General features: G+C 61.8%; 13 protein-coding genes and 1 pseudogene. 6 read left to right on the plus strand and 8 right to left on the minus strand.

Translation table 11 applies throughout. The features are described from left to right. Positions 1–18: 18 nt before the first annotated feature. Entirely contained in the window at positions 19–1,581 is a 1,563-nt protein-coding gene (ahpF, locus tag ACIPO9_RS26245) for an alkyl hydroperoxide reductase subunit F (RefSeq protein ID WP_400784262.1), read from the minus strand. A gap of 135 nt (positions 1,582–1,716) precedes the next feature. Next, positions 1,717–2,280: an alkyl hydroperoxide reductase subunit C gene (gene ahpC / locus ACIPO9_RS26250; protein WP_274130835.1), complete on the minus strand. Its 564-nt coding sequence runs from the start codon at positions 2,278–2,280 to the stop codon at positions 1,717–1,719. Positions 2,281–2,628: 348 nt separating this feature from the next. Here ahpC and ACIPO9_RS26255 point away from each other — a divergent pair, with 348 nt between their 5' ends. After that, a complete protein-coding gene (locus ACIPO9_RS26255; RefSeq protein WP_400784263.1) occupies positions 2,629–3,336 on the plus strand; it encodes a DNA-binding protein in 708 nt (235 codons plus the stop codon). On the opposite strand, the gene ACIPO9_RS26260 is transcribed toward ACIPO9_RS26255, so the two are convergent. The 4 genes and pseudogenes from ACIPO9_RS26260 to galU all read right to left on the minus strand — a co-directional run bounded on the left by ACIPO9_RS26260 (position 3,333) and on the right by galU (position 7,520). After that, positions 3,333–3,692: a response regulator gene (locus ACIPO9_RS26260; protein WP_400607750.1), complete on the minus strand. Its 360-nt coding sequence runs from the start codon at positions 3,690–3,692 to the stop codon at positions 3,333–3,335. The two genes, ACIPO9_RS26255 and ACIPO9_RS26260, sit on opposite strands and share 4 nt — an antisense overlap. Positions 3,693–3,767: 75 nt before the next feature. Beyond that, positions 3,768–5,048: pseudogene (locus tag ACIPO9_RS26265) on the minus strand (ATP-binding protein); the annotation flags it as partial. Between the two features lie 83 nt (positions 5,049–5,131). Beyond that, complete coding sequence (gene gorA / locus ACIPO9_RS26270) at positions 5,132–6,487, minus strand: glutathione-disulfide reductase (protein ID WP_400784265.1); 1,356 nt, start codon at positions 6,485–6,487, stop codon at positions 5,132–5,134. A gap of 163 nt (positions 6,488–6,650) precedes the next feature. After that, complete coding sequence (gene galU / locus ACIPO9_RS26275; protein ID WP_274130832.1) at positions 6,651–7,520, minus strand: UTP--glucose-1-phosphate uridylyltransferase GalU; 870 nt, start codon at positions 7,518–7,520, stop codon at positions 6,651–6,653. A gap of 362 nt (positions 7,521–7,882) precedes the next feature. On the opposite strand from galU, the gene ACIPO9_RS26280 reads away from it, so the two are divergent. Both ACIPO9_RS26280 and ACIPO9_RS26285 read left to right on the plus strand, forming a co-directional pair. Further along, the gene (locus ACIPO9_RS26280) at positions 7,883–8,065 is read left to right on the plus strand and encodes a hypothetical protein (RefSeq protein WP_274130831.1); all 183 of its coding nucleotides are present in this window, start codon (positions 7,883–7,885) and stop codon (positions 8,063–8,065) included. A gap of 171 nt (positions 8,066–8,236) precedes the next feature. After that, positions 8,237–8,518, plus strand: a complete 282-nt coding sequence (locus ACIPO9_RS26285) for a hypothetical protein (RefSeq protein WP_400784267.1) — start codon at positions 8,237–8,239, stop codon at positions 8,516–8,518. Positions 8,519–8,524: 6 nt separating this feature from the next. Here ACIPO9_RS26285 and ACIPO9_RS26290 read toward each other — a convergent pair whose 3' ends face one another. Next, positions 8,525–8,881 carry a hypothetical protein gene (locus ACIPO9_RS26290; protein WP_400784268.1) on the minus strand — a complete coding sequence of 119 codons (357 nt, stop codon included), beginning with the start codon at positions 8,879–8,881 and terminating at the stop codon, positions 8,525–8,527. Positions 8,882–9,050: 169 nt separating this feature from the next. Between ACIPO9_RS26290 and ACIPO9_RS26295 the strand changes: the two genes are divergently transcribed. From ACIPO9_RS26295 to alkB, 3 genes are all read left to right on the plus strand, one after another. Continuing rightward, positions 9,051–9,359, plus strand: a complete 309-nt coding sequence (locus tag ACIPO9_RS26295; RefSeq protein ID WP_274130828.1) for a DUF1883 domain-containing protein — start codon at positions 9,051–9,053, stop codon at positions 9,357–9,359. Between the two features lie 75 nt (positions 9,360–9,434). Then, positions 9,435–9,614, plus strand: coding sequence for a hypothetical protein (locus ACIPO9_RS26300; protein WP_274130827.1), 180 nt, complete (start codon positions 9,435–9,437; stop codon positions 9,612–9,614). 31 nt (positions 9,615–9,645) lie between these two features. Next, positions 9,646–10,323, plus strand: a complete 678-nt coding sequence (alkB, locus tag ACIPO9_RS26305) for a DNA oxidative demethylase AlkB (protein WP_274130895.1) — start codon at positions 9,646–9,648, stop codon at positions 10,321–10,323. A gap of 203 nt (positions 10,324–10,526) precedes the next feature. On the opposite strand, the gene ACIPO9_RS26310 is transcribed toward alkB, so the two are convergent. Beyond that, positions 10,527–12,347: a glycoside hydrolase family 15 protein gene (locus ACIPO9_RS26310; protein ID WP_400784269.1), complete on the minus strand. Its 1,821-nt coding sequence runs from the start codon at positions 12,345–12,347 to the stop codon at positions 10,527–10,529. Positions 12,348–12,510 lie beyond the last annotated feature (163 nt).

Consider the following 12,510-nt stretch of genomic DNA (forward strand, 5'->3'; position numbering starts at 1 on the left):
CGCCGTTTCAGCCAGCCATTACGCCGGAGCGCTGGTGCGGATCAGGTGGTCGAATGCGCTGAGGGAAGCCTTGGCGCCCTCGCCCACGGCGATCACGATCTGCTTGTACGGCACGGTGGTCACGTCACCGGCTGCGAAGATGCCCGGGATCGAGGTTTCGCCGCGGTTGTCGACCACGATCTCTCCCCGTGGCGACAGCTCGATGGTGCCTTTGAGCCATTCGGTGTTGGGCAACAGACCGATCTGCACGAAGATGCCTTCCAGCTCGATGTCCAGCACCTCATCGGTGGTGCGGTTCTTGTAGCGCAGGCCGTTGACCTTCTGGCCGTCGCCGGTCACTTCGGTGGTCAGGGCGCTGGTCAGTACCGTCACGTTCGGCAGGCTGTGCAGCTTGCGCTGGAGCACCGCATCGGCACGCAGGCTGCTGTCGAATTCCAGCAGGGTCACGTGGGAGACGATACCAGCCAGGTCGATGGCCGCTTCCACACCCGAGTTGCCGCCGCCGATCACCGCCACGCGCTTGCCCTTGAACAGCGGGCCGTCGCAGTGCGGGCAGTAGGCCACGCCCTTGTTGCGGTATTGCTGCTCGCCGGGCACGTTCATCTCGCGCCAGCGGGCGCCCGTGGCCAGGATCACGGTCTTGCCCTTGAGCACGCCGCCGCTGGCGAACTTGACCTGGTGCAGCTCGCCGTCCTTGCCAGGAATCAGTTGGTCGCCGCGCTGCAGGTTCATGATGTCGACTTCGTATTCCTTGACGTGCTCTTCAAGGGCAACGGCCAGTTTCGGGCCTTCGGTGTGTTGAACCGAAATGAAGTTCTCGATTGCCATGGTGTCCAGCACCTGACCGCCGAAGCGCTCAGCCGCGACACCGGTGCGGATGCCTTTACGCGCGGCGTAGATCGCCGCTGCCGAACCTGCAGGGCCACCACCGACGACGAGCACGTCGAAGGCTTCCTTGGCATTGAGCTTCTCGGCCTGGCGATCACCGGCGCTGGTGTCGATCTTCGCCAGAATCTCTTCCAGGTTCATGCGACCCTGGGCGAACAGTTCGCCGTTGAGGTAGATGCTCGGCACCGACATGATCTGGCGGTCCGTGACCTCCTGCTGGAACAGGCCGCCTTCGATGGCGACGTGCTGCACGTTGGGGTTGAGCACGGCCAAGAGGTTCAGCGCCTGGACCACGTCCGGGCAGTTCTGGCAGGTCAGCGAGAAGTAGGTTTCAAACTTGAACTCACCGCTCAGGGAACGTGCCTGCTCGATGGTGTCCTCGGTGGCCTTGGACGGGTAGCCGCCCACTTGCAGCAGCGCCAGTACCAGCGAGGTGAATTCGTGGCCCATGGGCAGGCCGGCAAAACGCAGCTTGATGTCCTGGCCTGGGCTGTTCAGGGCGAAGGATGGAGTGCGTGCGTCAGTGCCATTGGTGTTCAGGGTGATCTGGCTGGAACTTGCAACGATGTCGTTGAGCAGGACCAGCATTTCCTGTGATTTCGCGCCGTCATCGAGGGACGCGACGATATCGATCGGGCGAGTGATCCGCTCCAGGTACGATTTCAACTGGGCTTTGAGATTGGCGTCCAACATGATCGACTTTCCTTAATCAGCTTTTTTCAGGTCTTGAAATAAAAACGCCCAGGCGATGACCGCCCGGGCGTTTTTTTGGGGGCGATGCGGTTTACTTGCTTATGGGCTCATCGCCCCCGATCCGGTCACGAGGACTTAGATCTTGCCGACCAGGTCCAGGGACGGAGCCAGAGTGGCCTCGCCTTCCTGCCATTTGGCCGGGCAGACTTCACCTGGGTGTGCAGCGACGTACTGAGCAGCCTTGATCTTGCGCAGCAGCTCGGAGGCGTCACGACCAACACCACCGTCGTTCAGCTCGACGATCTTGATCTGACCTTCAGGGTTGATCACGAAAGTACCGCGGTCAGCCAGGCCAGCTTCTTCGATCAGCACGTCGAAGTTGCGGGAGATGGTCAGGGTCGGGTCGCCGATCATGGTGTACTGGATTTTGCCGATGGCTGGCGAAGTGTTGTGCCAGGCAGCGTGGGCAAAGTGGGTGTCGGTCGAAACGGAGTAGATTTCTACGCCCAGCTTTTTGAAGGCTTCGTAGTTGTCAGCCAGGTCTTCCAGCTCGGTCGGGCAGACGAAGGTGAAGTCGGCTGGGTAGAAGAACACCACAGACCATTTGCCTTTGAGGTCAGCATCCGAAACGTCAACGAAAGAACCGTTTTTGAAAGCGGTAGCTTTGAACGGCTTTACTTGGCTGTTAATGATAGGCATCGGGTGGATCTCCTTAGGGTTGAATGAATCAGGTCATTAATTCGATGGGAAGGATCTTACGCACAATCGGCGGCAGGGGCTCATTGGCAAACCTGATGCGGCTAATTGGTTTTCGCTATAAGAAGACTCTATTAATAGAAGAATTCAGTCAGTAGCAGAATCAGGTTACAGCTTGGCGAACCCGTCCCTGCCCAGCGACGGATCATCAGACGCCGTCCCAGCCTACCCAGTTCATCCCGCACTGTTCAACCCGGTGCAGACAACCTGCTGACAATGACGCACAATACGCGCCATTAGGTGGTACGTAATATGCGATACGTATCTGGTACGAATTGAACGGAAAGCATCATGGCAAGAAGCGGTATTAACAGGGCCGAAGTGCAAGCCGCGCGCAATGCGATCATCGCCCGGGGCGAAAACCCCAGTATCGATGCAGTACGCATCGAGATGGGCAATACAGGGTCAAAGACCACCATCCATCGCCTCATGCGGGAAATCGATGCTGAAGGCCATGATGCAGCGGCGTCGCAGATCGACGAGGAACTGACCGCCCTGGTCGCCCGACTGGCCTCGCGCCTGAAGGAAAAGTCCCGCGAGCAGATTGACGACGCCAGGGCCAGCCTCGACGCTGAGCGCCAGGCAATGCAAGGCGAGCTCCAGGACACACGCCGCCAGTTGGCCGAGTTACGCGAGCGGCATGCCGCGCAGACCACCACCCTGGGCAGCCAGACCGCCACCCTGCTGCAGGTGCGCGAGGCGCTGCAGAATGAGCAGAAGGAAAACGCCCGCCTGAGTCAGGCCGCTCAGGACACCGCCAGCCGCCTGGCTGACAAGGACGGGCAAATCCAGACCCTCAAGGAGCGGCACCTCGACGCCCACGGCCAAAGCGTCCTGCTCAAGGAGCGGGTGCGCAACGCCAAGGTCGAGATGGAAAAGCTCAAGCAACAACTGACCGAGCGCGACCAGCAGAACCGTGTACTGGAGCTGATCCTGATCAAGACCGAACTGGCGCTGGAAAACCTCAAGGGCGGCAAGACCGGCGCGCAACCGGACTAGTCAGCGCTTTCGATCAATCCGCGCACCCGCTGCGCGAGGTCGTCTATGGTGAACGGCTTGGTCAGCATGTCCATGCCGTCCTCCAGCACCTCGCCACGGACCAGCGCGTTCCCCGCGTAACCGGTCATGAACAGCACGCGCAAGCCCGGTCGGTGCTGCCGGGCAATTTCCGCCACCTGACGGCCGTTGAGCCCGGGCAAGCCGACATCGGTCACCAGCAAGTCGATACGTCCGCCACCCTCCAGAAACGGCAAGGCCGCCGCTCCGTCCGCCGCGACCTCGACCGAGTAGCCCAGCTCGCGCAACACATCGACCACCAGCATGCGCACGTCCGGCTCATCCTCGACCACCAACACTCGCTCACCCTGGCTCGCACGTGGCGGGGCGATGTCTTCGTCGTCTGCCGGGGTACCGCCATTGGATTCGAAGTGGCACGGCAGGTACAGATCGATGCGCGTGCCCTGCCCCTCGGTGCTGTCGATCAGCACCTGGCCACCGGTCTGGTTGATGAAGCCATAGACCATCGACAACCCCAGGCCGGTGCCCTGGCCGATGGGCTTGGTGGTGAAGAATGGATCGAAGGCCCGGGCGATGACTTGCGCCGACATGCCGGCCCCCGTGTCCTGCACGCCGAGGCGAACGTAGTCACCGGGCGCCAGGGCATCATGCATCACCGCCACATGCACCGCCTCGGTCTGGATCAGCAGACGGCCGCCGTTGGGCATCGCATCCCGGGCGTTGATCACCAGGTTGAGCAGCGCGTTTTCCAGCTGGTGCTCGTCAGTGCGGGTCAGGCGCAACGCGCTGCTGAGGTCGATTTCCAGCTCGATGCTTTCACCGGTGGTGCGCCGCAGCAGCTCTTCCATGGACATCACCATGCGGTTGATGTCCACCGGCTGGGTATTGAGTGATTGACGCCGGGCGAAGGCCAGCAGCCGGTGAGTCAGGGATGCCGCACGATTGGCCGAGTTCATGGCGGCATCGATATAGCGGCCGATCTCGCCGACACGCCCCGCTGCCACCCGGCGCTGGATCAGGTCCAGCGCACCGAGCACACCCGTCAGCATGTTGTTGAAGTCGTGGGCGATGCCGCCGGTCAACTGGCCGATGGCATCCATCTTCTGTGCGTGACGCAGCGCCTCCTCGGCCTGGGCGCGCTCGCTGATCTCGATCTGCAGGCGTTCGTTGATTTCGGCCAGCTCGCGGGTGCGCTCCGCCACCCGCCGCTCCAGGCTCTCGTTGAGTTCGCGCAGGGCATCCTCTGCTTTCACCTGGGCGGTGATGTCCGTGCTCGTGCCCAGCCAGTAGGTAATGTTGCCCGACGCTTCGCGGATCGGCAGCGCGCGACACAGGAACCAGCGGTACAGGCCATCCTTGCCCCGCAGCGGGAAGGTGTCTTCCCAGATGGAGCCCGTGGCGAAGCAGCGACGCATTCTGGAATCGACGCGCTCCAGGTGGTCCGGGTGATGCAGCGAGCGCCAGCCCAGGGCCATCATGGCCTCGTGGGAAGTGCCGGTGTAGCTGTACCAGCGGGCGTTGTACCAATAGATGCGTCCAGCCGGGTCCGCGATCCAGGCCAGCTGGCTCATGTTGTCGGCCAGGGTGCGGAACTGGCGCTCGCTTTCATGCAGCGCCTGCGCCTGTTCTGCGCCCGGCTCGTCAGGTCCTGCGGGATTCAGAGGCATGGATGCCGAAAAACTCTTTCTGGTCAAAAACTGGGTCCATCCCGTTCAAACTATACCCGTCCGGTCCTCATCCATGAGACCGGATCCTTTACATCCATGACATCAAGCGGTCAGCGGGTCGCTGTGCGCATGGTGACGAACTCTTCGGCTGCTGTCGGATGCACGCCGATGGTGTCGTCGAAGATCTGCTTGGTCGCGCCCGCCTTGAGCGCAATGGCCAGGCTCTGGACGATTTCGCCGGCGTCGGGCCCCACCATGTGGCAACCCAGGACGCGATCGGTCTTCCTGTCGACCACCAGCTTCATCAGGGTGCGCTCCTGGTTGTCGGTCAGGGTCAGCTTCATCGGGCGGAAGGTGCTTTCGAAGACCTGCACGTCGAAGCCATCCTTCTTCGCCTCTTCCTCGGTGAGCCCCACGGTACCGATGTTCGGCAGGCTGAACACCGCCGTCGGAATGTGGCGGTAGTCCACCGGACGATACTGCTCAGGCTTGAACAGGCGACGGGCCACCGCCATGCCTTCGGCCAGCGCCACCGGGGTCAGTTGCACGCGACCGATCACATCGCCCACGGCGATGATCGATGGCTCGCTGGTCTGGTAGTTGTCGTCGACCTTGACGAAGCCCTTGTCATCGAGCTCGACATTGACCGTCTCCATGCCCAGGTCGTCCAGCATCGGGCGGCGGCCCGTGGCGTAGAACACGCAATCGGTGTTCACCGAACTGCCGTCGTTGAGCGTCAGCTGCAGCGTGCCATCGGCGAGTTTTTCGATACTGGCGATTTCGGTCTTGAAGCGGATGTCCATGCCGTGCTTGGTCAGTTCCTGGTGCAGGTGCGTACGCACGCTGCCGTCGAAGCCGCGCAGGAACAGTTCGCCGCGGTACATCAGCGACACCTGGGCACCCAGGCCATTGAAGATCGAGGCGAACTCGACGGCGATGTAACCGCCCCCCACCACCACGACGCGCTTGGGCATCTGCTCGAGGAAAAACACCTCGTTGGAAGTGATGGCGTGTTCGCGACCCGGAATCTCAGGCACCTGCGGCCAGCCGCCGGTGGCGATCATGATGTGCTCGGCGGTGTGCACCTGGCCGTTGATTTCCACTTCATGGGGGCCGCGCAGCCTGGCGTGGCCTTCCATCAGGGTGACGCCGCTGTTGCCCAGCAGGTTGCGGTAGATGCCGTTCAGGCGGCTGATCTCACGGTTCTTGTTGCCGATCAGGGTCGGCCAGTCGAAATCGGCCTCGCCTGCCGTCCAGCCAAAGCTCTTGGCCTGCTCGAAATCTTCGGAAAAATGCGCCCCGTACACCAGCAGCTTCTTGGGCACGCAGCCGACGTTGACGCAGGTACCGCCCAGGTAGCGGCTCTCGGCGACGGCCACGCGCGCGCCGAACCCGGCAGAAAAACGGGCCGCACGCACGCCGCCGGAACCGGCACCGATGACGAAGAGGTCGAAGTCGTAGCTCATTTCTGTATCCTTGGCAGGCATGGATTTTCGCGGATTCATGGCGAATCGCGGCGCTGGCCAGGCCAGCGAAAGAGCCTAAGCATAACCGCTCCAGCGCGCCGGGCAAGGGCCAGGACCGAGAAACGACAAAGCCACCCGAAGGTGGCTTTGCAGAGCAGTACAGTTACTTGGCTTTGGTCGGTACAACGACCGGATCCAGCGACTTGCCCGTCTTGTAGAAATGCTCGAAGCAGAAGTTGGTGGCTTCGACGTAGCCCTCGGCACCACCGCAGTCGAAACGACGACCCTTGAACTTGTAAGCCAGCACGTTGCCTTCGGCAGCCTGCTTCATCAGTGCGTCGGTGATCTGGATTTCACCGCCCTTGCCTGGCTCGGTCTGTTCGATTTTCTCGAAGATGTCCGGGGTCAGGATGTAACGGCCGATGATCGCCAGGTTCGACGGTGCATCTTCAGGTTTTGGCTTCTCGACCATGTCGGTGACACGGTACAGGCCGTCCTTGATTTCTTCGCCAGCGATCACGCCGTACTTGTTGGTTTCGTTCGGGTCCACTTCCTGGATCGCGACGATCGAGCACTTGTACTGCTTGTGCAGCTTGACCATCTGGGCCAACACGCCGTCACCTTCCAGGTTCACGCACAGGTCATCCGCCAACACCACGGCGAATGCCTCGTTACCGATCAGTGGGCGGCCGCTGAGAATCGCGTGGCCCAGGCCTTTCATTTCGGTCTGGCGAGTGTAGGAGAAGCTGCACTCGTCGATCAGCTGGCGGATGCCGACCAGGTATTTTTCCTTGTCGGTGCCCTTGATCTGGTGCTCCAGCTCATAGCTGATGTCGAAATGGTCTTCCAGGGCGCGTTTGCCGCGACCGGTGACGATGGAGATTTCATTGAGGCCCGCAGCCAGTGCTTCTTCCACGCCGTACTGGATCAGTGGCTTGTTGACAACGGCCAGCATCTCTTTGGGCATGGCTTTGGTCGCTGGCAAGAAGCGAGTGCCGTAACCGGCTGCAGGGAACAAGCATTTCTTGATCATATAAGTCCTTGATGGTGCTGGGGGTGTTGCGGCGCAGTCTAATCAGGAGGCGATAACCTTACAATGCCCCCGACGCTGGCCGTTAGCTGACTTGGTAGAGGAACGGATGCGCAGATAGTTCCGCACGATTCCGGTTATTGCGACCACCGCGCATCTGCAAGCTGTCCGGGGACGGTTCGCAAACGTTTTTTCTGATCGGTGATTGCCGACTGTTCTTCACATCATCCGTACGAGGGTATCCATTTCCACGAAACGACCGAGCGATGACTGGAGCAAGCGTAGCCGGATTCATTCGATTGCGTAGGAAAATTATGCGCTTGCGCCGTATCATGGCGGCCTGAATCATTTATCGAGACGGATCGATGGCGGAAGTCAAAGTTGTAAACGGGTACCAGATCAAGAAAATGCAGGATGGCGGCTGGTGGCTGATCGGCCACGACGGCGAGCAGGTCGCCGGCCCCTTCCCGAGCGAAAGCAGCGCAGTCGAAGTGGCCTCGGTGTTCGAAGACCTGGCCCCGCGCAGCCGCCCGGGCAAGAAGTCCTGATCGAAAGACCGGTTCGGCCCCGCCTGTGCGGGGTCTGAGCCTCGGCGCACGGGTAAAAATGTTCCCGTGATGCCGGAACGATGGCACAGTCTTCCAGTCTTACCCAACGCCAGGCGCGATCCCCGCGAAAACCCTGGCGTTCATCTGGCCCTCATCGTGAAGCATCCGAAAATGATCAAGATCCTGTCCTTCGTTGTTGTCTTGGGCCTGACCGGCTGCGCCACCGCGCAAAACACTTACCTGAAGGATGGCAAGCAGGCCCTGAGTATCGACTGCTCGGGCGAAGCCATGTCCTGGGCCGCCTGCTACGAAAAAGCCGAGGCGTCCTGCGCAGGCACCGGCTACAACATCGTCAGCACCAATGGCACCCCGCAGCCCAAGGATGCCGACAAGACCCTGGGCGTGGACGTCGGCAACTACAAGACCCGCAGCGTGCTGGTGACCTGCAAGTAAGCGCGGTCACTCACCGGAAATACAGGCGTTGACCGCGTGCTGGATGTCCTTGGGGCGTAGCGGGTTGTTGCCACCACTCTCGAACAACTTGATGGAGCTGCCGCCCGAGCGCTTCTCGATATCGACGATCGCGGTCGGCGTCCCGTGGGTGAATTTCTGCGGGACGATGACCCGCATGCCCTCACGGTGCGGCTCGATCTGCGGCGGATTGCGGCTGTCGGTGATCCTGGCCACGAAGCAGTCGGCGTATTCCTGGGGGGATTTGCCAGACATCACGCTCATGGTCGGTGGCGTGTGTTCGATGTCCGCCACAGAGGCACAACCGGTCATCGCCAGGGCCAAAATAACAACAGCCAGTTTCATACAATCCCTCCAATAAATGTCCTACGACAAGCCGGACTTCGATTAAATCCCCGGGTTTTGCACTTTTTCATTGCCGCAATCGCCTCCATAGGCCATGTGGCGAGCAAAGGCCCGGGTTGCCGTGATATCGTTTCGGGTTTTCAAGCATGCCCTGTCCCTGGAGACACCCATGAAATTCGTACACCAGCGCGAGCACCTCAATGAAGACGACATGGTCGTCATCGAGTGCTCCCAGCTCTGCAACATCCGTCTGATGAGCGACGCGAATTTCCGCAGCTTCAAGAACGGCGGGCGCCACACCTACCACGGCGGCGCATTTGACCGCTTCCCGGCCAAGATCACGGTGCCCAGCAGCGGCTTCTGGAACATCACCATCGACACCGCCGGGCGCAAGATGGACAGCCACGGCGGCGGGCGCAAGACCACGTTCACCCACTCGATCAAGATCGTTCGCCGCACCTCGTCGCGCCTGAGCTGATTCTTTCATTAGACACCGGTGCGCGTGAAAGCTTCGTTGCAGCACGCGCACCTGACACCTGCCAAGGAACCCAACGTGAGCAACCAAGCCCCCGTCGTCAAATACGCCATCAGCTACAAACTCAACGGCGAGCGCCGCTTCGAGTTCGCCCTGCTGCAATCGCCGTCCGCCGAAGAAGCCCTGGCAGCCCTGCAGAAGATGCACGGCGACAGCGACGACGTCATCAGTGACGTCAAGGTCAGCAAAGCGCTGTAAGCGCCAACAGACAGCCAGGCACGCCGCGATGATGCAACGCAAAGGCACTACGCCCGCCACATTCGACCTGTTCGCCGACGACAGCCCGCAGCCGCCGTCCACCGAGCAGATCGGGGCGCAATCCTTTGTGTTTCGTGGCTTTGCCCTGCCCCTGCTAGACCGCTTGCTGCCTGCCCTGGAAGCGACGCTGACACAGGCGCCCTTTCGCAACATGGTCACCCCGGGTGGTTACACCATGTCGGTTGCGCTGAGCAGTTGCGGCCAGTTCGGCTGGACCACCGACCGCAACGGCTACCTGTATAGCCCCATCGATCCGCAGACCGGCCAGCCCTGGCCGGCAATGCCTGAAGTGTTCATGGAGCTGGCACGCGCAGCAGCCGAGGCTGCGGGGTTTGCGGGCTTCCAGCCTGATGCCTGCCTGATCAACCGCTACATTCCAGGCGCAAGGCTGTCGCTGCATCAGGACAAGGACGAGCGCGATTATCAGTGGCCCGTGGTGTCGGTATCCCTGGGCATTCCGGCCATTTTCCTGTTCGGCGGCCATGCCCGCAGCGACGCCACGCAACGGGTGCCGCTGTTTCATGGCGATGTGGTGGTCTGGGGCGGCGAAGACCGCCTGCGCTACCACGGCGTGATGCCGATCAAACAGGCGGAGCATCCGCAGTTGGGCGAGCAGCGGATCAACTTCACCTTTCGCAAGGCACGTTGACACTGATGCTGCAGGAGCGCGCTTGCCCGCGACGGCGGTGTGTCTGTTCCCATTGCAGTGACTGACACGCCGCAGTCGCGGGCAAGCGCGCTCCTACAGGTACGTAGCGATGCTTCTGTAGCAGCACGGTTTGCCGCCGGGAGCGATCTCAAGGCCGCCCCCGCAGGCAAGCCCGGCTGCTACGGGTATGCGGCGTGAATGCATCACTGCGTCACCGCATCCTCATGGGCGGCCCGGGCCCTGACCGGGCAGATCACGCGGTGCAGGTTCAGGGCGGTGTTGATGATGCCGATGTGGCTGAACGCTTGCGGGAAATTGCCGAGCATGCGCCTGGCCCTGGGATCATACTGCTCGGCCAGCAAACCGACGTCGTTGCACAGGCCGCACAAGCGGTCGAACAGCGCGGCCGCCTCCTCCTCGCGCCCCTGCAACACATACACATCCGCCAGCCAGAACGAACAGACCAGAAAGGTGCCTTCGCTGCCCGACACGCCATCGGTGCTGCGCTCGCTGTCATAGCGCAACAGCAGCCCATCCTGCATCAGCGCTTTCTCGACCTGCGCGATGGTGCCGGCCACGCGCGGATCCTCGACCGGCAGAAACCCGGTCAAGGCGATCTGCAGCAGGCTGGCATCCATTTCCTTGCCGCCGTAGGTCTGCACGAAGCTGCCCAGTTGGGCGTCGTAGCCCCTGGCGCAGACGTCGGCGTGGATCTCGTCGGCGATCTTGCGGTAATGCAGCCCACGCTCGCGGTCTTCCGGGTTGTCACTCTGCGCCAGCACACCGGCATTGCGGTCGAACGACACCCAGGCCATCACCTTGGAATGTGTAAAATGCCGTGGCTCGGAACGGATTTCCCAGATCCCGGCATCAGGGTTGCGCCACACGCTCTCCAGAAACGGCATGATGACCTTCTGGATCTCGATACTGCGCGGCAAGCGCGGCAGCCCGCTCTTGAGCGCCTGTGTCATGGCATCCGCCACTTCGCCATACACGTCCAGTTGCATCTGGGTGGCCGCTGCGTTGCCGATCCGCACCGGGCGCGAATCCTCATAGCCGCTGAGCCAGGGCAGTTCATATTCCGGCAGGCGCCGCTCACCGCCCAGGCCGTACATGATCTGCACCTGTTCAGGGTTGCCGGCCACCGAGCGCAACAGCCAGTTGCGCCACGCCGTGGCTTCATCGAAATAACCCAGGTTCATGAAGGCCAGCAGCGTCATGGTTGCGTCACGCAGCCAGCAGAAGCGGTAGTCCCAGTTGCGCTCGCCGCCCAGTTGCTCAGGCAGCGAGGTGGTCACGGCGGCGACGATGCCTCCCGTGGGCGCATAGGTCATGGCCTTGAGGGTGATCAGCGAGCGCTTGACCTGCTCGGACCAGGGGCCGACGTCGGGACAACGGTCGGAGAACTCGCGCCAGAAGCTTTCGGTCTGTTCCAGCGCCTGCTCGCAATCGAAGCCCTTGCGCACCGGCTCGTGGGACGCCTGCCAGGTCAGTCCGAAACCCAGGCGCTGGCCGGCCTTCACGCTGAACAGGCTTTCAGTGTGGTGATCCATCGGATGCACTTCGGCCGGTGTGCGCAACACCAGCATTTCCGGGCCGCCGACAGCCGTCATGACATGGGGCTCGCGCTTTTCGACCCACGGCACGTTGCTGCCGTAATCGAAGCGAATCGCCAGATCCATGCCGAGCTCGACCTCGCCTTCCAGCCCCACCACCAGACGCACCACGCTGTTATCGACTGCCATGGGCATGAAGTCGATGAGCATCGCGCGGCCGGTATCGGTGGTGAACAGGGTTTCCAGAATCAGCGTGCCGTCGCGATAACGGCGGGTGATCTGGCAGTTGGCGGTCTGTTGCGGGGCAATTTTCCAGCGACCGTTGTCGCTGTCGCCCAACAGGGCAGCAAAGCAGGCAGGCGCGTCGAAACGCGGAAAACACAACCAGTCCAGCGACCCGTCGCGGGTCACCAGCGCTGCGGTGCGGCAGTTGCCGAGCAGCGCGTAGTCTTCAATCGGTACAGCCATTAGGTGCGTGTCCTTCTGGTGTCTGGGTGAAGAACCCGTAGCAGCACGGCTTGCCGGCGGGAGCGGTGTGTCAGGCACAGAGGGTTTTCTGACACACCGCTCCCGCCGGCAAGCCGTGCTGCTACGGGGCATCGTTTGAATCCGCCTGGCAGGAGGTCAAGCT

The sequence above is a fragment of the Pseudomonas sp. NPDC090203 genome (assembly GCF_044746765.1).
Classification (GTDB): domain Bacteria; phylum Pseudomonadota; class Gammaproteobacteria; order Pseudomonadales; family Pseudomonadaceae; genus Aquipseudomonas; species Aquipseudomonas putida_AD.